21 protein-coding genes are annotated in these 25,935 nt (G+C 40.7%); 12 read left to right on the top strand and 9 right to left on the bottom strand.

Going from position 1 to position 25,935, the window contains the following annotated elements; translation table 11 throughout:
- The first annotated feature begins 2 nt into the window (after positions 1-2).
- Positions 3-1,304, top strand: coding sequence for an argininosuccinate lyase (gene argH, locus VK159_RS08445; protein ID WP_324229689.1), 1,302 nt, complete (start codon positions 3-5; stop codon positions 1,302-1,304).
- 54 nt (positions 1,305-1,358) lie between these two features.
- On the opposite strand, the gene VK159_RS08450 is transcribed toward argH, so the two are convergent.
- Positions 1,359-1,496 carry a hypothetical protein gene (locus tag VK159_RS08450; protein ID WP_324229690.1) on the bottom strand — a complete coding sequence of 46 codons (138 nt, stop codon included), beginning with the start codon at positions 1,494-1,496 and terminating at the stop codon, positions 1,359-1,361.
- Positions 1,497-1,618: 122 nt separating this feature from the next.
- On the opposite strand from VK159_RS08450, the gene VK159_RS08455 reads away from it, so the two are divergent.
- Positions 1,619-2,185: a methyltransferase family protein gene (locus VK159_RS08455; RefSeq protein WP_324229691.1), complete on the top strand. Its 567-nt coding sequence runs from the start codon at positions 1,619-1,621 to the stop codon at positions 2,183-2,185.
- 42 nt (positions 2,186-2,227) lie between these two features.
- Positions 2,228-2,839, top strand: coding sequence for a hypothetical protein (locus VK159_RS08460; protein WP_324229692.1), 612 nt, complete (start codon positions 2,228-2,230; stop codon positions 2,837-2,839).
- 35 nt (positions 2,840-2,874) lie between these two features.
- Here VK159_RS08460 and VK159_RS08465 read toward each other — a convergent pair whose 3' ends face one another.
- The 5 genes from VK159_RS08465 to VK159_RS08485 all read right to left on the bottom strand — a co-directional run bounded on the left by VK159_RS08465 (position 2,875) and on the right by VK159_RS08485 (position 8,068).
- Positions 2,875-3,165 carry a hypothetical protein gene (locus tag VK159_RS08465; protein WP_324229693.1) on the bottom strand — a complete coding sequence of 97 codons (291 nt, stop codon included), beginning with the start codon at positions 3,163-3,165 and terminating at the stop codon, positions 2,875-2,877.
- Positions 3,166-3,229: 64 nt separating this feature from the next.
- Entirely contained in the window at positions 3,230-3,682 is a 453-nt protein-coding gene (locus VK159_RS08470; protein ID WP_324229694.1) for a copper resistance protein NlpE, read from the bottom strand.
- A 66-nt stretch (positions 3,683-3,748) separates the two neighbouring features.
- Positions 3,749-4,204: a GNAT family N-acetyltransferase gene (locus VK159_RS08475; RefSeq protein WP_324229695.1), complete on the bottom strand. Its 456-nt coding sequence runs from the start codon at positions 4,202-4,204 to the stop codon at positions 3,749-3,751.
- A gap of 39 nt (positions 4,205-4,243) precedes the next feature.
- Positions 4,244-4,696 carry a DinB family protein gene (locus VK159_RS08480; protein ID WP_324229696.1) on the bottom strand — a complete coding sequence of 151 codons (453 nt, stop codon included), beginning with the start codon at positions 4,694-4,696 and terminating at the stop codon, positions 4,244-4,246.
- An 84-nt stretch (positions 4,697-4,780) separates the two neighbouring features.
- The gene (locus VK159_RS08485) at positions 4,781-8,068 is read right to left on the bottom strand and encodes a S41 family peptidase (RefSeq protein WP_324229697.1); all 3,288 of its coding nucleotides are present in this window, start codon (positions 8,066-8,068) and stop codon (positions 4,781-4,783) included.
- Between the two features lie 259 nt (positions 8,069-8,327).
- On the opposite strand from VK159_RS08485, the gene VK159_RS08490 reads away from it, so the two are divergent.
- Both VK159_RS08490 and VK159_RS08495 read left to right on the top strand, forming a co-directional pair.
- Complete coding sequence (locus tag VK159_RS08490) at positions 8,328-10,343, top strand: hypothetical protein (protein ID WP_324229698.1); 2,016 nt, start codon at positions 8,328-8,330, stop codon at positions 10,341-10,343.
- A gap of 50 nt (positions 10,344-10,393) precedes the next feature.
- The gene (locus VK159_RS08495) at positions 10,394-10,786 is read left to right on the top strand and encodes a hypothetical protein (RefSeq protein WP_324229699.1); all 393 of its coding nucleotides are present in this window, start codon (positions 10,394-10,396) and stop codon (positions 10,784-10,786) included.
- 123 nt (positions 10,787-10,909) lie between these two features.
- Here VK159_RS08495 and mqnC read toward each other — a convergent pair whose 3' ends face one another.
- Complete coding sequence (mqnC, locus tag VK159_RS08500) at positions 10,910-12,034, bottom strand: cyclic dehypoxanthinyl futalosine synthase (RefSeq protein WP_324229700.1); 1,125 nt, start codon at positions 12,032-12,034, stop codon at positions 10,910-10,912.
- A 183-nt stretch (positions 12,035-12,217) separates the two neighbouring features.
- On the opposite strand from mqnC, the gene VK159_RS08505 reads away from it, so the two are divergent.
- Both VK159_RS08505 and VK159_RS08510 read left to right on the top strand, forming a co-directional pair.
- The gene (locus tag VK159_RS08505; protein ID WP_324229701.1) at positions 12,218-13,402 is read left to right on the top strand and encodes an aspartyl protease family protein; all 1,185 of its coding nucleotides are present in this window, start codon (positions 12,218-12,220) and stop codon (positions 13,400-13,402) included.
- Between the two features lie 62 nt (positions 13,403-13,464).
- The gene (locus VK159_RS08510; protein WP_324229702.1) at positions 13,465-14,703 is read left to right on the top strand and encodes a pitrilysin family protein; all 1,239 of its coding nucleotides are present in this window, start codon (positions 13,465-13,467) and stop codon (positions 14,701-14,703) included.
- Positions 14,704-14,711: 8 nt separating this feature from the next.
- On the opposite strand, the gene VK159_RS08515 is transcribed toward VK159_RS08510, so the two are convergent.
- A complete protein-coding gene (locus VK159_RS08515) occupies positions 14,712-16,466 on the bottom strand; it encodes a hypothetical protein (protein WP_324229703.1) in 1,755 nt (584 codons plus the stop codon).
- 61 nt (positions 16,467-16,527) lie between these two features.
- On the opposite strand from VK159_RS08515, the gene VK159_RS08520 reads away from it, so the two are divergent.
- From VK159_RS08520 to VK159_RS08530, 3 genes are all read left to right on the top strand, one after another.
- Positions 16,528-17,808, top strand: coding sequence for a pitrilysin family protein (locus VK159_RS08520; protein WP_324229704.1), 1,281 nt, complete (start codon positions 16,528-16,530; stop codon positions 17,806-17,808).
- Positions 17,809-18,064: 256 nt separating this feature from the next.
- Positions 18,065-20,887, top strand: coding sequence for a TonB-dependent receptor (locus VK159_RS08525; RefSeq protein ID WP_324229705.1), 2,823 nt, complete (start codon positions 18,065-18,067; stop codon positions 20,885-20,887).
- A 129-nt stretch (positions 20,888-21,016) separates the two neighbouring features.
- Positions 21,017-21,376 (top strand): phage holin family protein, encoded by a 360-nt coding sequence (locus tag VK159_RS08530; RefSeq protein ID WP_182802888.1) that lies wholly within the window; start codon positions 21,017-21,019, stop codon positions 21,374-21,376.
- A 1-nt stretch (position 21,377) separates the two neighbouring features.
- Here VK159_RS08530 and VK159_RS08535 read toward each other — a convergent pair whose 3' ends face one another.
- Positions 21,378-21,755, bottom strand: coding sequence for a hypothetical protein (locus VK159_RS08535; protein WP_324229706.1), 378 nt, complete (start codon positions 21,753-21,755; stop codon positions 21,378-21,380).
- Between the two features lie 18 nt (positions 21,756-21,773).
- Here VK159_RS08535 and VK159_RS08540 point away from each other — a divergent pair, with 18 nt between their 5' ends.
- Together VK159_RS08540 and VK159_RS08545 are read left to right on the top strand one after the other, a co-directional pair.
- A complete protein-coding gene (locus VK159_RS08540) occupies positions 21,774-23,792 on the top strand; it encodes a dehydrogenase E1 component subunit alpha/beta (RefSeq protein WP_324229707.1) in 2,019 nt (672 codons plus the stop codon).
- 62 nt (positions 23,793-23,854) lie between these two features.
- Complete coding sequence (locus tag VK159_RS08545) at positions 23,855-25,933, top strand: S41 family peptidase (protein WP_324229708.1); 2,079 nt, start codon at positions 23,855-23,857, stop codon at positions 25,931-25,933.
- Positions 25,934-25,935: the final 2 nt, after the last annotated feature.

Raw genomic sequence — 25,935 nt, forward strand, 5'->3', positions numbered from 1 at the left:
TTATGAAACTCTGGAGCAAAGAAAACAGCAGCACATCCGCATTGGTAGAACAATTCACCGTTGGTCGTGATAAAGAATTTGATTTGCTGTTGGCGAAGTATGATGTGCAGGGTTCCATTGCACATGCTACCATGTTGGGCGAAGTGGGTTTGATGAGCAATGAAGAAGCAGAGATGGCAGTAAATGGTTTAAAAGAAATTGCTGCAACAATTGAGCTCGGCTCTTTCATCATTGAAGAAGGTATTGAAGACGTACACTCACAGGTTGAATACTTGCTTACACAAAAGATCGGTGATGTAGGAAAGAAAATTCACAGCGGCCGTAGTCGTAACGACCAGGTTGCTGTTGATATTAAATTATATCTCCGTGCAGAGATCAATCACATCAAAGACGAAGTAAAAAACCTGTTTGATCTGTTGATCAAAACAGGCGATCAGCATAAGAATACCTTATTGCCCGGCTATACACACTTGCAAATTGCCATGCCGTCATCCGTTGGTTTGTGGTTGGGCGCATATGCTGAAAGCCTGGTTGATGATCTTGAATTATTAGCAGCAGCATACCAGGTGGCCAATAAAAATCCATTGGGCAGCGGTGCTGGTTATGGTTCATCATTTCCGCTCAACAGAAAACGTACAACAGAATTATTACAGTTCGGTACACTTAACTGGAACAGTGTATATGCACAAATGAGCCGTGGTAAAACAGAGAAAGTAACAAGCATTGGCATGAGCTCTGTTGCAGCAACGCTCAGCAAACTGGCAATGGATTGTTGCTTGTATATGAACCAGAATTTTGGTTTCCTTTCGTTCCCCGATGAATTGACAACAGGCAGCAGCATTATGCCGCACAAGAAAAATCCGGATGTGTTTGAACTCATCCGTGCAAAGTGCAACCGCATTCAATCGATCCCGAACGAATTAACCTTACTCATCAACAATCTTCCTTCCGGTTATCACCGTGATATGCAGTTGACAAAAGAAATTCTCTTCCCTGCTATTGAAGAACTGAAAGCTTGTTTGCAATTAATGCAGGTCATGCTCAGCAACATGAAGGTGAAAGAAAATATTCTTACGGATGAAAAGTATAAATATCTCTTTAGTGTGGAAGCAGTGAATGAACTGGTGAATAAAGGTGTCCCATTCCGTGAGGCGTATCAGCAGGTAGGTAACGCCATCAACAAAGGGGAGTTTGAATACGATCTGCAACAATTACATCATACACACGAAGGAAGTATTGGTAATCTCTGCAACATCGAAATTAGAGCCGAGATGGAAAAAGTAATGGGAAAGTTCAACGCATAAAAAAAGCCATACACTCGCAGCGTTTATGGCTTTCAAGAGTAAAATTCATTCATATTATTCAGCTACATAACTTTTCCAACGTTTAAATTGCTTTGTCTGTGGTGATTCAAAAGATTCAACCAGCAAATGAACAATCTGTTTAATTGACTGAAGAACAGAAGAGCTTTTACGTACAGTAGGGTTCTTTTTCATAACGATTGGATTTAAGGCTATAAAAGTATAAACGCTTTCTTTTGTTTGCAAGCGTAGAAACAATGTTTTTTCACCTGTTATTTTTACGGGTTTCTGTGTAATATTCCTACTACATTCGTAATATGATCTTGTTGCTTTCATTATGGGCTTTGTATTTTGTTCTGCATAGTTTGTTGGCGGCAGAGCATGTAAAGCATTGGTTTCAAAGCGTTTCCGGCATCTCAAAACAGGCCTACCGGCTTGTTTACAACCTCATTAATCTGTCAGCTTTGCTTGGTTTGCTATGGTTTCAGATTCGTTTTGTGTGCCCACCACTTTATGAAAGCACAACAGCTGTTGTAGTTGCCGGTGCGGTTTTGGCGCTGGCTGGTCTGGCAATTATGATTCAATCAGCAACAGAATACGAGCTTTCTTCTTTTCTTGGATTAACGAAAGAGACACACATGCCTTTACAGATAAAAGGACTGCATAAATACATGCGTCATCCATTGTATAGCGGCACACTATTGTTCTTTATCGGTATTTGTATTGCTTTTCCATTCTATAAAAACTGGTATTTATTATTGTTGATGATCGCTTATCTTTTTATTGGTATGTGGCTTGAAGAAAAAAAACTGATTCATGTTTTTGGTGATCAATACAAGGACTATATGAAAAGAGTAAAAAGACTGATACCCGGGATACTATGATAAAAAGATTTGTTTTACTATATTGCAATCAAATCTCTATCCATGACCAAAAAACTAATGCTATCATCAGCAATTATCCTGATTGCTTTCTTTTCATCTGCACAAACGAAGAACACTCTCACCACCATCCGGCCGCAACTAGAAAAAGTAATTAACGATTATCCCAATCAATTTGCATTGATCAAAGGCACACAGAACCAGGGTGACCCCAGTGTGATTGAGTATAGCTCGAAAGTGGAACTGAAGGGTGCGGTTGAAACAAAAATTCTTGGTTACCCGGCCAATAAAAAAATTAACTGGCTGTGGGAAGCAAAACTCCTGGTAACGGAAGAAACAAAAGAAATGCAAAAGCAATACAAAGCTTACTACAATGATATCTTAGGCAAATCGCTTTTCAGCAAAGGAGCAAACAACAGTATTACAGCAAGTGGTACTTACAGTGCACCATCAGAAGAATTGCGTTTGTGGAGTAACCAGTTTCATATTAATGATGTAACAGGTGAATTCAGCAAACTGGTGATCGATCTTGTTGCGGAGTACCAGAATTTTGAATGGACCATTTACCTGCGTGTATATGATAAGGAGAAAGATGAAGATATGCGTCCCACGAAAGATACAAACGATCCATGGCGGTATGGAACCAATAAGAACTAAAATAAAAACGTCGCACCAAAAGTGCGACGTTTGTTTTATCTGGCAGGTTGAATTGCAATACTGGTTTTCTTTCGTCCGAAATAATTCCATGCCCACATAAGCGTAAAGCTGGGAACAAAATCGGTCCATGGTAACAGCTCTTCAACAAAGTTAAAGGCCGAACCAAAAGCACCTTTCCAGCCACCAAATGTGCGGAAGAAAATAAGCGCAGAGATTGGTGCCCAGATCAAATCACCAAACTCACCAAGAAAAGGAAATGCATAAGTGGCATAACCCACTGCATCCATTGCCAGGCAGAATAAGAGAGAGGTTTGTTGTTTGTTCATTTATTATTAATTGACACTCTTACAGACTGCGTAAAAACAGCTACAGTTGCATGTTGTACGATTTCTATTGTTTGCCCAGCTCGTATTTTTTTGCAAGATCGCCGCTAATGCGTTCGCCGTTCAGATCAAGCTGTATCAACCTGTTTTCTCCAACGAGGTATTGATTGGCACCATCAGTAATGCCGTTAAGTGTGATGGTATTGCCGGCTGCATTCCAGCTAAATGTTCCTTTTTTCTCAATTGGCGCTGCTCCTTTTTTACCAAGATAATTCAGCGAAAGCACATAGCTTGAATCATTAGCAATCGTGATGGTTGTTTCAATACCCTCACAATCTGCACAAGGAACTGTTCCTTTATAAACTCCCGCCCAATCAAGTGAGTTCATGCTGTTATCGCCTGTAATAGTTGAAACCGGAGCTGCTGTTGTATCGGTTGTGGCATCTTCGGTTTTGTCAGTGTTACTTGAACATGCAGCCAAAAAAATTGCCGAAAAGGTAACGAGCAGAAAGTGTTTCATGTTTTTAGTTTATTGGTTAGAAATGAAGACAAGTTATAAACAGTGTTCAAATAAAATACAAATGGTTTAAGCATTTAGTTCTTTTTGCAAACACAAACTGATCTCCACACCAATGTATTGTCCGTAATTGGGAATACGGGTGTAGCCACATTTTTCATATAGCCTGATGGCTTCGGGTTGCTTAATGGCAGTTTCGAGAATGCAGGTCTTAAAACCTTCTTCTTTCGCCCACTGCTCAAGGTTATTTAGTATTTCGGCAGCAATGCCTTTGCCACGCAGTTCGGGTTTTACATACATACGCTTGATTTCAGCCACTCCCAGCTCATATTCTTTAAATGCGCCACAACCGATCGGTTTATTGTTTTCATACGCAATAATTACATGATGAATATGATCGAGCTTATTGAACTGTGAAAAGAACGATTGCTGTTCGCCATAGCGTGCCTGCAGATCTGCATCGAGTGCAACAACCAGCGAACGAAAATCGCTGCTATCGGAATTTGTTTTGATGAGGCTTAGCATGAGATATGATTAGTAGTACAAGATAAAAATCTTTGTGCATCATTCCTGCACATCCAGCAAACGCCGGTGATAATTAATTTGACCAAGGTGATAACTTAAATGTGCGGCGAGATGAACAAGGAAAAATTCGGTTGATGTTTTTTCTGCAAATACCAACATGGAATATTCATCCTGCAACGTAGTTGCGGGAAGCTTGCGTAATGTTTCATCTACAATGGTTCTTGTTTCAGCAACCATTGCAAGCAATTCTGCTTTTGGTACATCCTTCAATGAAAATTCAAGATCACGGGTTCGTGTATAAGCATAACCACCAAGCTCGGCACCAATATAAGTTTTGAGATTCCCCACTAAATGCAGACAAAGATTACCGGCTGAATTAGCGATTGATCGTTCTGTTACCCAAAGCTTGTCTTCGCTTTTGTATTGTTCAATTTCGGAATAGAGTTTTGTTAGATCCCTTTGAAAGATGGTTGCAAGTGTTTCTGTAAGCATAGAAATAAAATTAAGAAGAAAGTAAACGATACAAAAAAATCCCCTCTAACGAAGAGGGGATTTTTAAACAATGCTTTATAACGATTACGATGGTCGTTTGTAACGTATCGGCGCTGCAGGTTCTTTTTTCAATTCGACCCCTTCTGTCTTCAATAACTTCAATGCTTCCTGTACAGCACGTTCAAGTTGTGGATCTCTTCCTTCGATCAATGCTTTTGGATCATAGAACACTTCAATATCGGGAGCAATACCTTCTCCTTCTACTGCCCATTTACCATCGGTATCAAAGAAGCCGCCACGTGGTGCAACCATTCTTCCACCATCAATGAACGGAGGTGTATCCCATGTACCAACTAAGCCGCCCCAGGTGCGTGTGCCCACTAACGGACCAAGCTTACTTTTCCTGAACATGTAAGGCAACAGATCACCACCCGATCCCGCATTCTCATTGATGATCATCACTTTCGGCCCAAAGATACCTGCCATTGGTGTAGTTGATACTTTGTGTCCTTCCACACGGTTGTTAAAATAGCCTTGTAGTTTTCTTCCCATCACATCGATCATATAATCAGCTGCAGATCCGCCACCGTTATTTCGTTCATCTATCACAGCTCCCTGTTTATCCTGTTGTGCAAAATAATAACGGTTGAAAGAAGTATAACCGGGATTGCCTGTGTTAGGCACATACACATATGCAAGCTTGCCACCTGATAGTTCATTTACTTTTCTTCTGTTGGCTTCTACCCATGCTCTTGAACGCAATCCTGCTTCATTTGCAACGGGTACAACTGTAATTGATCTTGCTCCTTCTAACGATGGTTTATTGTTCACACGAATTTTAATTTGCCTGTTGGCAGTGCCTTCAAACAAACTATACAAATTCATATCTGCAGTTAACGGTCGTCCATCTACTTCAACCAGATACTCACCTTCTTTTACGTTCATACCCGGACCACTTAATGGCGAACGCAATTCAGGATTCCAGTTTTCGCCGGTAAATATTTTTGTGATCTTGAAGAAACCTTTATCAACTGCGTAGTTAGCACCCAGCAATCCAACAGGAATGGTTGATACTTGCGGAAAATCGCCACCCGATGTGTACGAGTGACCCACTGCAATTTCACCACCTAAAATATCAATGATGTAATTAAGATCAGAACGATGCTTTACATGTTTCAACCAAGGTTGATACCAATCATATACTTTATCCCACGGTGCACCATGTGTGTTGTTGACGTATAAAAAATCACGTTGATAGCGCCAGCCTTCTTTAAAGATCTGCTCTGCTTCTTTTGCAGGATCAACATACACTCTCATTGCATCTGTCTGCAATCTGCCATCGCCAGGCCGAGGTGCACCTGCAACTGTATTTACAATAAACCACGATGGGCCACTGCTGTACAACAAATTTTTTCGATCGAAGCTGGACGATGCAAAAGAAATACCTCGCAGGAATTCAATTGCTTTCCGGTCTTTGATACTGTAACGATGTAATACCAACCCATTTTCATTGGCGATGGCTTCTGCAATAAACACATGTCCATCTGGTCCGGCAACGAGATCCTGGTAATCACGCACCGGAATGTTTACAGAAATTATGCGTTGATCAATACCATCAAAATCGATCTTCACTCGTACGCCGGTTGGTTTTGTTACAACAGGTTTTACTGTATCGCCAGTATTCTTAGTTGTAAGTACAGGTTTTTCTTCGCCGGGTTTTGTTGGTTCCTCATCACTTTTTGGTTCGAATGGATTGGCTGTTTCTTTCGAAAGAACAGCCATGTACAATGCACGTGTAACAGGATAATTGTAACTGCTCATATCTAACCAACCCGTGCTTAATGCATAATCGGTACTTGCCAAAAAGTATAAATATTTTCCGCTTTCATCCCACTGCGGACTGATCGCATCACTCAAACCATCAGTAATGGCAGTGCTTTTATTTTCATCAACATTATAAACTTTTACAGCTTTGTATTGGTTCTCCATGATCTGCACATAAGCGATCCACTTACTATCCGGACTCCATACAGGATGTAATGTTCTGTTAGGATGTGCAAGCCTGTCAGTAGCTACCAATGTTGCTTTACCACTGGCAAGATCTAAGTTCCAGAGATTATAATCGGTATCAGTAAACGCAATGTATTTTCCATCGGGGCTCCATGCCGGATAGTAATAGAATTTTTTATTGGGGATGGGATATGCTTTTGGCGTTCCCAATCCATCCTGTGCGCCAACCATTAATTGGTATTCGCCACTTGCATCAGAGAACCAGGCGATCTTCTGTCCATCAGCCGACCATGCAGGATAACGGTCAGCAGCATACGTAGTGCGGGAAATATTTCTCCAGTCGCCATTTTCCTTTGGTACGGAAAAAATTTCACCACGATGTTCGAACAAGGCTCTTTTACCCGTTGGTGAAAGACTTGCATTGGTAAGTTGCGCACCTGAAATATTATTCCATCTTGCACGGCCCCAGTTAAGATCGCCGTTGGCATTGATGGTTAATGGTTTTGTTTTACCTGTTGCAATATCATAACTGTGCAAACGTGCACCTTGCTCATAAATCAAAACGCCGTTGCTTGCTGATAAATTTTTTACATCATAATCTTTATGAAAGGTGAGTTGCTTCTGCGCTTTTGTTTTTGGATTGTACGACCATACATTGTTTGCATAATCCTGTTCACTAAGAAAATATAAAATGCCATTGTCCCAAACAGGTGCTGTGTGTCGCTCTTTGTCACCCTGAATGGTTTTTGTTGTCTCCTGTGTTTTCATGTTAAAGATCCAGATGGGTTGTGCCTGTCCGCCACGATAATTTCTCCATTCAGGATCCCAAAAACGATGCGGTTGATACGCCATCATAGTTCCATCATCACTCATACTGCCAACAAAACCAAACGGCAGGATCATTGGTTCAGGTGTACCACCAGTTGTTGCAACCGTATAAAATTTTGTGTTGGCTGTTGGGTAACCCATCCTGTCGGATGTGAAAATGATCTTGCTGCCATCAGCTGTCCAGCCTTGAACAAGATCGGGTGTTGGATGCCAGGTAAGACGTTTTGGTGCACCACCGTCAATCGATACGAGATACACATCTGTATTACCATCGTATTGCCCGGTAAATGCTACCCATTTTCCATCGGCACTGATGCGTGGATTATTTTCTGCACCCACGGCGCTTGTTAATCTGCGTGCATCACCGCCTTCACGGGCTACCACCCACAGATCATCGCCATGTACAAATACAATGTGTTGTTTGCTCACGGATGGCTGACGTAGCAGCAAAGTTCCTTGCGCTGAGGCTGCAATTGAAATGATTGTGCTGCACACAAACAGCAGTACACGAAAGTGCGTTTGATTTTTTCTCATATGCAAATGTTTAGTTAGGAATGTGAATGGTTCAGGAAAGCTCCTGCTTTACTAATGGCTCTTTAATTTATCGTTAAGGTAATTTATTCTTACAGAAGTTTAGTTGGAAATAATGGAAACGAAGTGAACGGGGACCAGTCAGCTGCAAATCTTAATCTGATACACTTACAATTCATCCGCTTGAAAATTCAATTGATGCAGTATACTGCTGTTTACCGCAAGCACCGGTTCTATTTTTACGTTCTCAAAAACTAATCGGATGAAAACAGCCTTAATGATCGTCTTGTTGTTGCTCACTATTTCACCGGCATTTGCACAAACCAAGCCCACAATGCCAGACGTGAACAAGATGATGAAGATGAGCCCTGCAGAACTGGAAGCTTACAAAAAGCAAATGCAGAAACAATACAGTGCGCAGGCAAAACAGATTGCACAGGAAGCGAATTTTAAGATAGATGAAATGACGCTTCCTGATTTTAAAGTACAACTGCCTCCAAAAGATGTAAAGCGACTTTCACTTATACCCACACAACCGCCTACATTAATTCAGTTGAGCGATATGTTGCGTACAACAAAGCAACAAATAGAAACGGTTGTAAAACCAACAGTGTTGCAGGAGGTGAAGAAAATTGTAGCAGGACAAAATGCAGAAACACTTCAACAATCAGCTATAGGAACTTTTTATGCGGATAAGCCTGAGCAATCACTCCTTATTGCCATAGAAGCTGCATTAAAAGATGTGAACGATCAAACAGGATGGAACAATGTTGCGGCCATCATGAACATGACGGGCTTTCAGCATAAAGCCATTCCTATTTTAATGAATCAATTACAAAGCGATCCCAACAACAGCATGCTGTTGAACAATATGGGGCAAGCTTATCTCGGCCTCGGCGATATTGGTTTGGCAGAACTTTTTTTAAAACAATGTTTACAACACGATCCGTTAAACCCGGAAGCCAACCGAAGCATGGGTATGATCAAATTCTTCTATGAACAATACGAAGAAGGGATGAAGTATTTTGAAAAAGAATTGGAAGTAGCTTACCGTAGAAGTACCATGGCATTGATGCGTGGTAAAGACAAGGCATTTAATATTTATCAACTTCGTAAGAAACGCAATATTCCCAGTCGTAATTATTTTGGCGAACTCTCCTTCCAGAATTTTAAAGTGCCATCATTACCTGAAACAACAGATCAAACAGCAGAAGCCAAAATAAAGGGCGAAGCATTTGGTCAATCAGTGATGGAAGAAATGCTTTACTGGAACAGCAAAGCGCAACTTTCTCCTGAAGAAATAAAAAGAGATGGTGAGGCGATGCCCGGCATTTATGCCGACTATGTGGAAGCATTGCTGAAAGATCTTCATGAAGTCTATACATCAGAAGAACTATTATTCTTCAACGAACTTGATATCAACCACATTAAACAATTGTTGAACGATTACAATGCAAAAATGATGGCGGTGGAATGTCCGCAAGCGCCTGCTGGTGCAACACATGGCGAATACGAAGCGTATATTAAAAAATGCTGCGACATCAAAAAACCTATCATGGATGCGTTTGTAGCAGAGTACAATGCCTTTGTTACAAAAAGAGGCAAACGTGCATTGGGCATTTGGAGAGAATATCTCAACGATCTCATCAATATTGTTTCACTCGATCCAAGTGCAGGAAACAGGATTATGGTGTATCGTAACCTGCAACAGTATTTTGTTGTGTTGGGTCAATGCTGGGGAAGCGGACAGTTTTTAGATCCACCAATGGAGTGTAGTGTAAGTCTTAGCACTGCTGAAGCCGATAGTTTAATTGCTTCTTCGAGAAACCTTGATCTCAGTTGTCCGTCGTGGTTGAATATTGAAGTAGATGTGAAAGTAGCCAAGATAAAAGCTGATTGCAGTAAGTATGCGCTTGAAGTAGGAAAGTTGTGGCAGGCGAGTTACGAACACAATTTCAGAACGGGAACTACCACACTTGCTGCAGGTGTGGGTGCAAAAGCAAAGTTTTTTGCAAACACCGGTGGTGCCGATATCAAAGCGATGGTATATGTTTCGTTTGATAACAACAATGAGTTTAGTGATGTAGGCGTCATGGGTAAAGCATCCGTAAAAATTGGTGATACACCTTTTGTTTTAGCCGGTGGAAACGGAAGTGAAGGAGGTACACTTGGTGGCACTGAAGGCGTAGTGAAGTATGGTATGAATTCAGGATTTACATCAGGTGTAAAAGGAACAGGAGCATTGGCTGATGTGGTGAAAATAGATAAATCATTGTAACAATTATAACCGGAAAACAATCTATTCATAAACGAAAAACAATAAGTAAAATGGAAACAAAACAGATTGTAGATAACATTCTCAACACCCTTGAAAGTGGTTGGAACAATGCAAGCGGAGCAGAATTCTCTATTCCTTTTGCAGAAGCATCAGAGTTTGTAGATATCAGGGGAATATTGCATGCCAACGCAACAGCACAGCAATTAGGGCAGGAACATCAGGGTCTTTTTATGAGTATTTACAAAGACAGTAAGGTTGTTTACAAACAAGTGCAGTCAACATTGATTGATCAGAACACGATCATTGCTCATGCAAACACAGAACTTGATGCGCCTGTTGGTCCGTTAGCAGGGAAGAATGGTTCAACTGTTTCAATGGTTATTGTACGTAATGGTGATGAATGGAAAATCAGGTCTTTTCATAATACGTTGAAGATAAAATAAGGGATTGATCAGGATTAAAAAATGAACATCCTTTAACCAGAACAGCCGATGCATTGCATCGGCTGTTCTTATCTTTTTAATCCGCAATAATCTACGTAATCGGTTTTTCTATCAACCATATTATCAATATTCCACTACCTGTTCTTCAATCACATTCGGTAATTCTCTCCACTCGTATTGTTGGTTACGGAGTTGCGGTTCAAAGCCTGCTTCACGAATTGCTTCCTGTATTGATTTATACGTAAAGCGATGCGGTGCACCGGCCGCACTTACAACATTTTCTTCGAGCATGATGCTTCCGAAATCATTGGCACCAGCCTGTAAACAAAGTTGTGCTGTCTGTTTTCCAACTGTTAACCAACTTGCCTGTATATTCTTTACGTTCGGTAACATGATACGGCTCATAGCGATCATGCGAACATATTCTTCAGCTGTAGTTAAATTATGTACACCACGAATTTTTGCAAGCAATGTATCTACATCCTGGAAGGTCCATGGGATAAATGCAAGAAAACCTTTTGCCTCTTCGGGTTTACGGCTTTGCACTTCACGGATCTTCACCAAATGTTCAAAACGTTCCTGCAATGTTTCTACATGACCAAACATCATTGTTCCGCTTGTTGTGATGTTGAGCTTGTGTGCTTCGTGCATAATATCCAGCCATTCCTGTGCACCACATTTTCCTTTGCTGATCAAACGACGTACACGATCAATTAAAATTTCTGCACCAGCACCGGGTAACGAATCCATACCGGCTTCTTTCAATGCTTTCAACACTTCGTGATGCGTACTTTTTTCCAGCTTGGTGATATGCGCCACTTCAGGTGGCCCGAGTGTGTGCAACTTAATGTTGGGGTATAATTCTTTGAGTTGTTTGAAAAGGTTCACATAAAAATCCAATCCGAGTTCGGGATGATGTCCGCCTTGTAACAACAACTGATCGCCACCCCAGCGGATGGTTTCATCGATCTTCCTTTTATAGGTTTCAATATCGGTGATGTATGCTTCTGCATGACCTGGTATGCGAAAAAAGTTACAGAACTTACAATTGGCAATACACACATTGGTAGTGTTCACGTTGCGATCGATCTGCCAGGTTACTTTACCATGCGGCACCTGTTGTTTGCGTAATTCATCAGCCACAAACATCAGCTCGGTGAGTGGTGCATGTTGGAAAAGAAACATTCCTTCTTCAACGGTTAAAAATTCAAAGTTGGAGGCTTTCTGGTAGAGATCGTTCAGATTCATAGTACATCAAGTTGAAAAATGATTCACGGTGGAGAGCTGCAGTTACTTGCGAACAAAACTGTTCATCATTTGTTTAACTGCGTTCATCTGTGGTCACAAAGGTACGGCCGGATATTTTACGAACCACGAAGCGTTCATCCTAATTTGATTGTCTGTACCAGTAGTTTCCATTAATATTGAGAGGTGAAGATTGCAAAAACGATATGCCTGCTGTTGCTTTGCTTGAAATTGTCGGCCCAAAACGATGATTTCCCGCCTGCCCGCCTGCTCACGAGTTTCCAGTTTGAGCAGCTTACCGGTGGTATCATTATTCTGCATGCCACACTCAATGACCTTCCCGATACACTCAATTTTATTTTAGATACCGGCAGCGGAGGTATTTCGCTCGACACAACAACTGCTCTTTACTACAAACTTCCACTTGAAACAAGTGAACGAACGGTAAGGGGAATTGGCGGTTCGAAAAACATCAACTATTATAAAAACGGTACGCTGCATTTCCCCGGTCTTGATGTTGCGAATCTCGATTTTCACATCAACGATTACCAGATACTTACCGAAGTGTATGGGTTACGGGTAGATGGTATTATTGGTTTTTCTTTTCTGCGCAGGTATATTGTTGCACTTGATTACGATAAACACATGATGAGTGTGTACATGCCCGGTTCTTATAAATATCCCAAACGTGGTACGTTTTTAAAACCAACTTTTGCATCCATTCCCATTACACAGCATTTGGTGCAGGATGAACGTTCTTACCTGTTGAATTTTTATTTTGATACGGGGGCCGGCTTGTCGTTACTGCTGGCAGAACAGTTTGTAAAAGACAGTGTTCTCATCAGCAAAACAAGAAAATCGGTAAACACACAGGTTGAAGGTTTGATCGGTAAGATCAATATGCGGCTCACAACACTGAAGCGAATGAATATTGGTCCATACAAGTTTAAAAAAATTCCATTGCATGTGTATTCCGATTCGATCAATGTGTTAGGATATCCTTCTATAAAAGGATTATTGGGCAGCGATCTGTTGCGCAGGTTCAATATTGTGCTCAACTATCCTGAGCGGTTGATCCATCTTACGCCTAATACTCATATCCGTGATGCATTTGATTATTCATATACGGGCATGAATTACTATTTTATTGATGGAAAAATAGTGATCACCGAAATTCAACAGGGCTCGCCGGCTGAAGCCGCAGGGCTTATACCCGGCGATATTATTTTTGGTATTGAAAACAATTTCAGCAACAATATCAGTCAATACAAAGCATTGCTGCAAAACCCCGGACAAAAAGTACGCATCCTCATCTTCAGGAATGCACTGCCACAAATGTTTGAGTTAAAAATTGGAAGTATTTTAAAGTAAGCCGCTTCGCCATTTGTTTTTTACCGAATTTTACCAACTCATTTATGTATTACAATTGAACTATGATCAAATTTGAACGCTATATACTTTCGAACGGCTTAAGACTGCTGATCCATAAAGATTTTGCCACGCCCATGGCTGTTGTAAATGTGTTGTATGATGTGGGTGCACGTGATGAAGAAGAGAACCGTACCGGCTTTGCGCATTTGTTTGAACACTTAATGTTTGGTGGTTCTGTCAATATTCCTGATTATGATGAGCCATTGCAATTGGCAGGTGGCGAAAACAATGCTTATACAACGAACGATCTTACCAATTACTATTGCCAGTTACCCGCTGAAAATCTTGAAACAGCTTTTTGGCTGGAGAGTGATCGTATGTTGAGTCTTGCGTTCAGTGAAAAAAGTTTAGATGTGCAGCGAAAAGTGGTGAGTGAAGAATTTAAAGAACATTATCTCAACAAGCCTTATGGCGATATGTGGCACAAGATGCGTGAGATGGCTTACAAACAACATCCGTATAAATGGATGACGATTGGTAAAGAGCTGAAGCATATTGAAGAAGCACAATTGCAGGATGTAAAGAATTTTTTCTTTAAGCATTACACACCATCCAACGCCATATTGGTAGTGGCTGGTAATGTGGAAACGGAGAAAGTGTTGCAGCTTTCAGAAAAATGGTTTGGCTCTATTCCTGCAGGAGAAAAATATGTGCGTCAGTTACCAAAGGAACCTGTACAAACGGAAGCACGCCGCATGGAAGTAAAAGCAGACGTACCACTTGATGCATTTGTAAAAACATGGCATATGCCATCACGATTAGAGCGTGGCTATTATGTAACCGATCTTATCACGGATATTTTAGGTGGTGGTGCCAGCAGCCGTTTATATGAATCGCTGGTGAAAGGAAAGAAATTCTTCAGCAGCATTGAATGTTATCACTTCGGAAGTATTGATAATGGCTTACTCACCATTGAAGGCAAACTGGTGAAAGGGGTAAACATTCAGGAAGCTGAACGGGCAGTGAATGAAGAAGTGGAAAAAATGAAGACTGAGTTGGTGGATGAGAAAGAGTTGCAGAAAGTGATCAACAAAACAGAAAGTACTATTTTGTTTGAAGATATGAGTGTGATGAGCCGTGCAAACAGCCTGGCATATTATGAATTATTAGGCGATGCAGAACTGATGAACGATGAACTGCAGCGTTACCAGAGCATCACTGCACAGGAGTTGCTGGAAGAAAGTAAAAAAATATTTGAGGAGAGCAATAGTAATACGTTGTATTATCTGAGCAATAATTAAAGAAGCTGTTAGTTCTTTATCAAAAGTACTGCTGTATTGTGCTTCTGTATGATTGTATCATAGTTATATAATAATGGCGGAAGTTTCGATCCTTGAAGAGGGATGATAATAAGATCATATTTTTTTTGAGGATCGAAGGGAGCATACAGCCTGCTCGTTGTTCGGCTGTTTGACAGTGATACCTGCAGCTTATTTTTAAGTGCATAGTAATCGATCATTGTTTTATAATAAGGGATTCCTGTATAAACTTCTTTTACTTTCTTTTCGATCAATAATTGTTCACATTGTTTTGCCACAATGTTATAGCCTGTAGTAATATTTTCCTTTTTATAAAAATAACCGGCCATCGTTCCGCTGCCAAGCAATAAAATCATTGCAAGGAAAAGCAAACCAGGACGGATATTTGTTTTTTCCAGCATATGGTTGACGATAGCTGTACCAAGAAAGGCAACTACCACAGTAAAATGCATCCATGGTTTTGCCGGAAACTGCTGCCGGAAAAGAAAAAAAACAATCACACATAGGATAAGTTGAATGAACGCAAATATAACAATCGCTTTGTTGATCGGTCTTTTGCTGCGAAACAGAAAAAGTGAACCAATAAAAAAAGAGCAACCGAAGAATACTGCAAACAGATTAACGGGTGACAAAAATGTTTTTGACAGGTAGCCAAAGGTTGTTGTAAATACGCTGAGTGTATTTGCTCTGTCATAAACCGGAGTCATGTATGGTTTTAACAGCGACCATTTTACTGATATTAGTACAGGCAGGTATAAGATAGCTGCAACCAGTGCAATAACAAATCCGTTCTTGATAAAGCGAACAAGTGCAGCGTTCTTTTTTTGCAATACCATCGCTGTAAACGCAAACAAGAACAAACCTGCCAACGCATATAAAAAAGATGGGATAGTGTATAACCCACCTATTGCAGCAAGAATCAGCAAATAGCTGTGTCTTTTCTTATGCTCATTTGAAAAGCACAGTTCAAAAATAGCATACAGCGCAATCACGTAAAAGAAAAGCAAGAGCAGATAACCTCTTGCAAGAAACGAGTAAATGAACAGAGGGTAAGCAGCAATAAAAAAACTCAGACCAAGTAAAGCGGCAGCATCAGTAAAGTGTTTTTTTAAGAAGCCAAACATTGAAATGATTAACAGGAAGCCAATTGGCAGCAGCGGAAGACGCAAGGCATAAACCGGGTCAATTGGTAACATGCTTGTTACAGAAGTTACAATTGAAAACAGGATATGATTGTTCGGCAACGGATAAAACGTGGCAGCAACCAATGGACCTTGCGAGCTGAAAAGCATGTAGGTGTCTGCTTCATCAAAATCTATCGGGTAATAAATAATAGAAACAGTAGTTCGGATAAGATAGAATCCAACAAGAAAAAAGAACAGAGCCCGGTGAAACTTGTCAGCAGGCACCAGGTTTTTAGAAAAGCCCATGAGAACCGATTCCGACTCATCAATCAACAACGTAATTCTTGCCAGTATTACGTTTCGCTTTCTATAGATAATAAACAACAAAAGCAAAACAGCGCCGGCAAAAAGAACAGCAACGATCCGCAACAGCTGGAACTGTTGTTGCGACAGAAAAGAGGATGCTGATTTTAGTAAATGGGGTTTATGGATCCGGTTTAAGAACCAGCTGAGAAATTCTGTATAGTTATTGGCGAATAGAAGATAAAGTGCCGTTAACGAAATACCCACTACAACAGTAATAACAAGGCTAAGGAAAAGCAGACTTTTAAATCGGGGCATTTCAACTAATTTAAACGGCTTTTGAGAAAGTAATTACCTTCGCTCTCCACAATTATAATGAATGTTAAATAGACTACAAGCTCCAATTATAAAAGACGCCACCGAATTTGATCTTAAATTAAAACCTTACGATAAATATGTACTGGATAATGGCGTGGAAGTATATGCTGTAAATGCAGGCACACAGGAAGTGTTGAGCCTTGAATTGGTGTTTAGCGCCGGAAACTGGTTTGAGCAGCAGAACAATATAGCGGCAGCTACGAATTATCTTATTAAGAACGGAACTAAAAGCAAAACAGCTTTTCAGTTAAACGAGCATTTTGATTACTATGGTTCACACCTGAGCCGTGGTTGTTATAATGAAACTGCAAACATTGTGTTGCATTGTATCGATCGTCATTTTGCAACGCATTTGCCGGTTATCGCTGAAATGATCACTGATGCCATTTATCCGCAGCACGAACTGGATATTTACAAACAGAACATGCAGCAACGCTTAACGGTTAATTTGAAGAAGTGTGATTTTGTTGCCGGTCGTTTGATCGATGAATATGTGTTTGGCAAAGATCACCCGTATGGCGTGTACAGCAACAAAGAAGATTACGATGCATTGCAGCAGGAACAACTGCAGGATTATTATAAGAAATATTATACCGAAGGCAAGTGTATCATTTTTGCAGCGGGTTTATTGCCTGCAAATTTTGAACAGGAGCTTAATAAAACAATTGGCCAGTTACCATTGAATAAAAAAGAGATACCAACCATTATTCACCCGGTAATGCCTGCTGCAGAAAAGAAATACAGAATAGCAAATGATCCTAATGGTGTGCAGGGCGCTATTCGTTTGGCGCAACCATTCCCGAATCGTCATCATCCCGATTTTCAACCCGTGCAGGTGTTGAATACCTTGTTTGGGGGTTTCTTTGGTTCAAGGTTGATGAGTAATATCCGTGAAGACAAAGGTTATACCTATGGTATTCACAGTTATATTCTCAATCATATTTCTACTACGGCTTGGATGATCAGCACAGAAGCAGGAAGAGATGTGAGCGAAGCAACGATCACTGAGATATACAATGAAATGAAAGATCTGCGTGAAGAACTGGTAGATGATGAAGAATTGCAACTGGTAAAGAATTATCTCATCGGTACAATTCTTGGTGATCTTGATGGTCCCTTTCACATCATCGGTCGTTGGAAAAATTTAATCTTAAATGGACTGGATGAACAATACTTTTATAAATCAGTAAACATCATCAAAAATATTTCAGCAAAGGAATTACAGGAGCTGGCGAATAAATATTTACATCCGGAGAAATTTTATGAGCTGGTGGTTGTATAACTTATTTTATAATATCATCAACAAAAGCATCTTACTATGTAAGATGCTTTTGTTTTTTACGCATACTGTTCACCGATACCTGCTCTTTACCATCGAAAAATAAATAACAGCCAGCCATCTTTTTTTGGTTATTAATGCTTAAATTTCATAAAGGAATTAACTGTTTCTTATCTGTGTGAAACTCCTTAACTGAGCCCCTCTCTATTCACATTGTTATTCCGTCCCTCATTTATTTCACCAACTAAAGCAAATGCATATGAGCAAGAGAATTTTCTACATCGTGTTATTATTTCTGCCCATCTTTTCTGTGGCACAAAAAGTTATTACAGGTACGGTAAAAGACAACAAAACAAAACAACCGTTGCAAGGTGCATCCGTTGTGGTTAAAGGAGGAACCGGAGGAACAAGTACCAATTCAGCCGGTGAGTTTTCGTTGTCTGTTTCTGACCAGGCAAAAACGATCACCATCAGTTATGTTGGTTACGAAAGCAAAGACATTGCTATTTCTTCTGTAACATCAGGACTTGAAATTTCGCTGGTACCAACAGAACAGTTAACCGATATTGTTGTGGTTGGTAGCCGCAATCTTAGCAGAACAAGAACTGAAACGCCGGTTGCGGTTGATATCATCCCCATCACGCAAATTGCTAACCAGGTGGGGCAGACAGATCTGAACCAGATACTTACTTATGTTGCGCCATCCTTTCAAAGTAGCAGGCAAACTATTGCTGATGGAACTGATCATGTGGACCCTGCTCAACTAAGAGGTTTGGGAACAGATCAGATACTTGTTTTGATCAACGGAAAACGACGTCACCAAAGTGCATTGGTAAACGTAAATGGTACGGTAAACCGTGGACAGGTTGGAACAGATCTGAGTGCAATTCCTGTAACCGCTATTGAACGTGTAGAAGTGTTACGTGATGGTGCAGCAGCACAATATGGTAGTGATGCAATAGCAGGGGTGATCAATATTGTTCTGAAAAAAAATACAGGAGTTTTAGGCGGTAGTGTTTCGTATGGTCAAAACATTACTGCTTATCCAAAAGATTATGCTTTGTACAAGATTACAAACAGAGGTGAAGCTCCTGATCAAAAGGTCAATGATGGTGGTGCCTTCCAGGCTGGGTTGAATTATGGCATTGGATTCAAGAATCAAGGGTACATGAATTTTAGTGGTGAATACAACCTGCGTGATTTCAGCAATCGTACCGGAACATACACCGGACAGATCTATCCGTCAGTTGGTGGACAAAATAAAGACGACAGTATTATGTCAGCAAGAGGCACCAACCGCAATACGTTTGACATGCGTATAGGAAACTCTAAAATTGCAGGTGGTTCTTTGATGGTCAACAGCCAGTTCCCTTTGGGCGGTGGATGGAATTTAAATGTGTTTGGAGGATATAATAAAAAGAATGGAGAGGCTGCAGGTTTCTACCGATACCCGAGTTCTGTATTCAGCGGTGCAGGTTCAACCTACAGGAGTGAAGCATTAGAGCTTTATCCGGAAGGATTTCTTCCGCTCATTCAAACAAACATCCAGGATTATTCAATATCTGCAGCATTTGAAGGAAAAGTGGGACAATGGAATGCAAGCTTCAGCGAAACCTTTGGTGTAAATACATTCGGTTTTACTGTAGATAATTCTGTGAACTATTCACAGTTTGCTGTACAAACACCAACCAATGCACAAACAAAATTTAATGCAGGTGAATTGAAGTTTCAACAGATTACCTCCAATATCGATTTCAGCAGAAATTTTAATGTACTTCATGGAATGAACCTGGCATTCGGTTCGGAACTGAGAGTTGATCAATACGGACAGAAAGCAGGTGAGGAATCATCGTACAGAAATTACGATATACCTTCTGGTGCAGCAGCGGGTGCACAGGTATTTGCAGGCTTTACACCTCCGTTTGCAGGAACATTCAGCAGAAACAACATTGCATTGTACGCAGATGTGGAGCAGGACTTCACTCGTGAATGGATGGTGGAAGGCGCTTTGCGTTTTGAAAACTACAGCGACTTTGGCAGCACGTTGAATTACAAACTTGCTTCACGTTATAAGATTGCCGATAAGTTTACGATTCGTGCAGCAGCCAGTTCTGGTTTTAGAGCACCAAGTATGCAGCAACGTTTTTATGCAAAAACAAACACCTTGTTTGTTTCGGGTCCTAGCGGATTAGTTGCAACCGAGAGTGGAACATTTCCAAATGGTAGTGCACCTGCAAAAATTCTGGGTATACCGGAATTGAAACAGGAAACAAGCAGAAACTATAGTGCAGGTATTACAGCAAAGCCGTTTACGGGTCTTGAAATAACAGTGGATGGTTATATTATTAATATTGATAACAGAATTGTATTAACCAACAATTTTACAGGAGGCAGCGATCCTGCGTTGCAGGCTTTGTTAAGTGCAGCAGGCGCTCAAACAGCAAACTTCTTTACCAACGCCATTGATACACGTAACAAAGGAATAGAAGCTGTAGTGAATTATTCATTCAATATTGCAAGGGAACACAAATTCCGCTTTACAGCTGCTGCAACATTTATTCAGAACGAAGTGCGTAAAGGTGCAGATGGCAAACCAATCATTAAAGCTAGTCAGATACTCATCAACAGCGGCCAGCTCGGTAATTATTTTAACCGTGAAGACCAAAGCCGTATTGAAGTGGCAAACCCGCAATCAAAAGCAAGTTTTATGTTGAACTATAAGTTCAGGAAATTAGGAGTGATGTTACGTACGGCCTATTTTGGAAAAGTAACTTATCTCGATCCAAGTATAAATCCTGCTAACCCGGGTGCATTCCCTATGAATGCATTCAATAATAACCAACGTGAAACACTTGACCAGGAGTTTGCGCCAAAAACAGTTACAGATCTTTCTGTGAGTTATGAAATAGGGAAGTTCTTTATAATTACTGCCGGTGCAAATAATCTGTTTGATGAATACCAGGATCTGCACAAACATGCAAACAACATGTCGTTAGGAAGATTTATGTACAGCCGTCGTGTACAGCAAATGGGTTTCAACGGAAGGTTTGTATTTGCACGGGTTTCATTTAACATCAAATAAATCAATTGACAGATGTATAAAAACTGGCTTGCTTTCCATTAAGCAAGCCGGTTTTTACATTTATATAATTTAGAAAATCATTGGTAGTAAATAGTATCTTTATTTTCCTTTATCAGAAATCATTGATGTATGAAGTTTGTTTTAAAAGTTCTTATTACCGCTGTTAACGCTTTTGTCTTAGCATACCTGTTACCGGGCATCAGCATCAATCATTTCTTTACTGCAATTGCGGTGGCATTTGTATTGGCCTTGCTCGATGCGGTTGTGAAGCCAATTCTCGTTTTGTTTACGTTACCTGCCACCATCTTTACACTGGGCTTGTTCCTCTTTGTGATCAACGCCTGTATCATCCTGCTCGATGCGTATTTTGTAAAAGGATTTATTGTGGATGGCTTCTGGTATGCCTTGTTATTCAGCATCTGTTTATCCATCATCAATTCCATTGTACACAAGATGGTGCTGAAAGAAGAAGGGAAAGAGAATAAATAAATTACCGAACCATTACCCTGGCTGCAAACCGTTGGGTGCGGTTTTCCAACACACATTGATAAATGCCTTTGGGCAAATTGCTGATTGAAACGCTGATGGCTTCCAAACCTTCATCAACCATTACTGCCTTTACAACAGCCCCATTACTATTGGTTACTTTTAACGCTGATCTGAACTGAATGCGGGGGAAGGCAAATTGCCAGTTATTACCCAGCTGTTTCACCTTTAACTCGGCTGCTTTATTAACGGTCTTGACTTTGCTGCTATCACCGGGTTGACCCTGTGCCCGGATCGCTGCCGGAACCTGGCAAGCAATTACAAACATTAGTAAAAGAAATTCCTTTTTTAAACGGAACGAAACCTGAACTTTGTTTCTCATCAGATATTGAATTTTAAAATGCTCTTCGAACGCAAAAACCTTACCAACACTGAGTTAACGAGTATTTATAAAAGCTTGCTGTACCCAAGATTAATCGAAGAAAAGATGCTTTTATTGCTCCGGCAGGGAAAAATTAGCAAATGGTTTAGTGGAATTGGCCAGGAAGCAATTGCTGTTGGAGCCACGTTGGCGCTGGATCCTGACGAATGGATCATGCCGCTGCACCGCAATCTCGGCGTGTTCACCACCCGCAATATGCCCCTGCACAAACTCTTTATGCAATGGCAGGGTAATAAAGAAGGTTACAGCAAAGGGCGGGAACGCAGCTTTCATTTCGGCAGCAAAGCGCATCATGTTTGTGGTATGATTTCGCATCTCGGTCCGCAACTGGCCATTGCTGATGGTGTGGCACTCGCACATAAATTAAGAAAGGATAAAAAGGTTTCACTTGCTTTTACCGGTGAAGGTGGTACCAGTGAAGGCGATTTTCATGAAGCCTTGAATGTGGCTGCTGTGTGGGATTTGCCCGTGATCTTCATTATTGAAAACAATGGCTATGGGTTGAGCACACCTACCAACGAACAATACCGTTGCGAAAGTTTAGTTGAGCGTGCAAGAGGTTATGGCATGGATGGGGTAAAGATCGATGGCAATAATATTCTTTCGGTGATCGATACCATTAAAGGCGTGCGTGATTATTGCATCGAACATCAGAAACCTTATTTGATCGAATGCATGACCTTCCGCATGCGTGGACATGAAGAAGCCAGCGGAACAAAATATGTACCCAAACATTTGTTTGAGATATGGGAAGAAAAAGACCCCATCAAAAATTTTGAAACGTATTTGCTGAGCGAAGCGGTGTTAACAGAAGAAGATGTAACATCTATTCGTGCAGAATTAAAAAACTTAATCGACAGTGAACTGCTGTTGGCGAACCAGGCAAAGCCAATGGAAATTGATACGGAAGAAGAGTTGGATGATCTGTTTGCGGAGTCGACATTCGACAGTCGACAGTCAACAGTGAAGCATCTTGATCATTCAGACATTATTCAGCATTCACCACTCACCACTCACGACAAACGTTTCGTTGATGCTATCAAAGAAGCCCTTCATCAAAGCATGACCCAACATCCCAATCTTGTATTGATGGGACAGGATATTGCTGAATATGGTGGTGCATTTAAAATCACCGAAGGCTTTGTGCAGGAGTTTGGTAAAGAACGGGTGCGTAATACGCCCATTTGTGAAAGTACTATTGTTGGTGCTGCACTTGGTTTAAGTCTCGAAGGTTACAAGGGATTGATGGAAATGCAGTTTGCTGATTTTGTAACTGTGGGATTTAATCAGATCGTCAACAATCTGGCGAAGATCCATTACCGCTGGGGACAAAACGCAGATGTGGTGATACGCATGCCTACAGGCGGCGGGGTTGGTGCGGGTCCGTTTCACAGCCAAAGCAATGAAGCGTGGTTTACAAAAACACCGGGGTTGAAAATAGTATATCCATCAACCCCTATGGATGCAAAAGGTTTATTGATCGCTGCTATCAACGATCCCAATCCTGTTTTATATTTTGAACACAAAGCATTGTACCGTGCAGTAAGCGGACAAGTGCCGGAAGAATATTATGAAATTGAAATTGGCAAAGCCCGCCATGTAAGAAGTGGTGATGAAGTAGCGATCATTGCGTATGGCGCTGCGGTGCATTGGGCCGAAGATTATGCAGCCGAGCATCCGGAAATTTCAATTGACATACTCGACTTACGTTCGCTTGCTCCGTTGGATTATGCGGCCATTCGTGCAGCAGTTCAACGCACGGGTCGTGTGTTATTGTTGCACGAAGACACATTGATTGGCGGTATTGGTGGTGAAATTGCAGCATGGATTGCTGAGCATTGTTTTGAATTATTGGATGCGCCGGTGATGCGTTGTGCAAGTTTGGATACACCCATTCCTTTCAATATTGAACTGGAACAAAACTTCATGGCAAAAGCAAGACTGCACGAAGTGTTGCAAAAACTGGTCGACTATTAATCCACAATGAAGCAAAAAACCAGAGATTTCTATTATTTTTCCTCTCCAAAATACCTAACTGAATGAAGAGCGTATCGGTGATGCTTTTTTTTGTTGCAACAATGCTTTTGGGTCATGCCCAGGATTTTAATAAAGCGATGCAACAGGCTTTTTTGATCACACGCATGGTTGACAAATTTCATATTCAACCAAAGCCATTGAATGATGCTTTCAGTCAATATTTATTTCAGCAATTCATTGCCACAGCAGATAAAGATCAACTTATTTTCCAGGCCGATGATATTGCAACACTCTCCGTCTTCAGAAATACACTTGATGAAGAGATCCTACAACGCAAAACAAATTTCCTGCAAACAGCTGTTGCCATCATGAAGAAACGTGTTCGTGAAAACGACTCGCTTGTTCAACTTATTTGCAAAACTCCTTTCAACTTTTCTGCACCCGATAAAATTGTTTTGAAAGACGACAGTGCGTTCGCTGCATCAATTACTGCAAAACAACAAAAACTATATAAACAGGTTAAGTGGCAAACACTGGATCTGATAACCGATATTCTTGCTGAGTTTCCTGAGCGGACTACACAAAAAAAACTGATCGACAGTTTGGAAAATGTTTTCCGTAAACGGATACAAACGTCTTCGAAAAAGAAGATGACAGCAGCCCAAGTGCCTGGTCGTAACGAAGAATTTATCAGTAATCTTTTCTGCAAGGTTTTGGCTAACTGTTACGATCCTCATACTGTATTCTTGCCTGAAGAAGAAAAAGAAAACTTTGATGAAGGAGTTGGCCAAACACCCAAGCGTTTTGGTTTTGAGTTGGATGAAGACGAAAATGGCGATGTTGTGATCGATCGGTTGCAACCGGGAAGTTCGGCATTTAAAAGCGGGGCCATTAACCCCGGAGATAAAATTGTTGCCATACAGGAGCCCGGTAAACAAGTTGTACAAACCGGCACCTCAGCTATGTTGGTAGTTGATAGTGTGATGAGTGAAATGAAGGCAGATAAACTTCTTGTTACAGTTAAAAAACCTGACGGCACAACAAGAGTAGTTACACTTTATAAAGAACGGTTTTCAACAGAAGAAGACGAAGAAGATATTGTGCAGGGATATGTATTGAAAGGAACAAAAAATATCGGCTATATTTCTATTCCTGATTTTTATTTTGATTGGGAGAATACTAATACCGGTATTAACGGTTGTGCCAATGATGTAGCGAAAGAGATCATCAAACTTAAAAAGGAAAACATTGAAGGTCTGATTATTGATATCCGTTTTAATGGTGGAGGTTCTTTGCAGGAAGCGGTTGATCTCTCAGGAATTTTTATTGATGGCGGGCCGGTGGCACAGCTAAAAACAAAAGAACCCAAACCTTATACTTTAAAAGATGTAAACAGCGGACGCATTTTTGATGGCCCTTTGCTGGTAATGGTGAATGGATATAGTGCGTCAGCTTCAGAAACGTTTTCAGCAACCATGCAGGATTATAACCGTGCAGTGATTGCCGGTACAACTACATACGGAAAATCAACCGGGCAGGTCATTTTTCCTCTTGATACAACTGTAACCATTGAAACATTCAGCAAAGTAAAAGCAGACAACTATCTTAAAATAACAACTTCCGCTTTATACAGGCTTACCGGAACTACTGCACAACAGCAAGGTGTGCAACCCGATGTTGTATTGCCTGATCTGCTGCAATCGATTGGTGAAAAAGAGAAGGACAAAACAACTTCCTTCAAACTCACATCCATTGAACCTAATAAATATTATAAGCCACTTGCAACAGCGGGTAAAGAAAAATTAACGCAGGTTGCTCTTTCAGCAACTGACACATCAACCTACTTTAAAAAAGTAAACGAATATGTGAAGTGGTATAAGTCGATGGAGCAGCTGAAAGAAATATCGTTGAAGCTTGATGACATGCTGCTGATGAAAAAGAAACAGCAGGAGTATATTCTTTTCTTTGAAGAGTATCAGCCGGCTTCTGTTTTTACGGTCGATAATCATCAATTAAGAAAGCAGCGATTGAAAGCAAGTGAGTGGCTCACTGAATCAGACGAAGAAACAAAAGAACTTATTTCTACCGATCCATATATCCAGATCTGTTATCAACTGGTTATGCAAATGGCAACAAAATAAAT

Source organism: Lacibacter sp., assembly GCF_035299325.1.
Classification (GTDB): Bacteria; Bacteroidota; Bacteroidia; order Chitinophagales; family Chitinophagaceae; genus Lacibacter.

Coding starts and splice junctions, on each gene's coding strand:
- VK159_RS08475 (WP_324229695.1), bottom strand. CDS start 4,204: ATGCTAAGCCTCATCAAAACAAATTCCGATAGCAGCGATTTTCGTTCG.
- mqnC (WP_324229700.1), bottom strand. CDS start 12,034: ATGAATCTGAACGATCTCTACCAGAAAGCCTCCAACTTTGAATTTTTA.
- VK159_RS08515 (WP_324229703.1), bottom strand. CDS start 16,466: ATGCCCCGATTTAAAAGTCTGCTTTTCCTTAGCCTTGTTATTACTGTT.
- VK159_RS08465 (WP_324229693.1), bottom strand. CDS start 3,165: ATGAACAAACAACAAACCTCTCTCTTATTCTGCCTGGCAATGGATGCA.
- VK159_RS08510 (WP_324229702.1), top strand. CDS start 13,465: ATGATCAAATTTGAACGCTATATACTTTCGAACGGCTTAAGACTGCTG.
- VK159_RS08455 (WP_324229691.1), top strand. CDS start 1,619: ATGATCTTGTTGCTTTCATTATGGGCTTTGTATTTTGTTCTGCATAGT.
- VK159_RS08485 (WP_324229697.1), bottom strand. CDS start 8,068: ATGAGAAAAAATCAAACGCACTTTCGTGTACTGCTGTTTGTGTGCAGC.
- VK159_RS08525 (WP_324229705.1), top strand. CDS start 18,065: ATGAGCAAGAGAATTTTCTACATCGTGTTATTATTTCTGCCCATCTTT.
- VK159_RS08490 (WP_324229698.1), top strand. CDS start 8,328: ATGAAAACAGCCTTAATGATCGTCTTGTTGTTGCTCACTATTTCACCG.
- VK159_RS08480 (WP_324229696.1), bottom strand. CDS start 4,696: ATGCTTACAGAAACACTTGCAACCATCTTTCAAAGGGATCTAACAAAA.
- VK159_RS08495 (WP_324229699.1), top strand. CDS start 10,394: ATGGAAACAAAACAGATTGTAGATAACATTCTCAACACCCTTGAAAGT.
- VK159_RS08460 (WP_324229692.1), top strand. CDS start 2,228: ATGACCAAAAAACTAATGCTATCATCAGCAATTATCCTGATTGCTTTC.
- VK159_RS08520 (WP_324229704.1), top strand. CDS start 16,528: ATGTTAAATAGACTACAAGCTCCAATTATAAAAGACGCCACCGAATTT.
- VK159_RS08530 (WP_182802888.1), top strand. CDS start 21,017: ATGAAGTTTGTTTTAAAAGTTCTTATTACCGCTGTTAACGCTTTTGTC.
- VK159_RS08545 (WP_324229708.1), top strand. CDS start 23,855: ATGAAGAGCGTATCGGTGATGCTTTTTTTTGTTGCAACAATGCTTTTG.
- VK159_RS08535 (WP_324229706.1), bottom strand. CDS start 21,755: ATGAGAAACAAAGTTCAGGTTTCGTTCCGTTTAAAAAAGGAATTTCTT.
- VK159_RS08540 (WP_324229707.1), top strand. CDS start 21,774: ATGCTCTTCGAACGCAAAAACCTTACCAACACTGAGTTAACGAGTATT.
- VK159_RS08470 (WP_324229694.1), bottom strand. CDS start 3,682: ATGAAACACTTTCTGCTCGTTACCTTTTCGGCAATTTTTTTGGCTGCA.
- VK159_RS08450 (WP_324229690.1), bottom strand. CDS start 1,496: ATGAAAAAGAACCCTACTGTACGTAAAAGCTCTTCTGTTCTTCAGTCA.
- argH (WP_324229689.1), top strand. CDS start 3: ATGAAACTCTGGAGCAAAGAAAACAGCAGCACATCCGCATTGGTAGAA.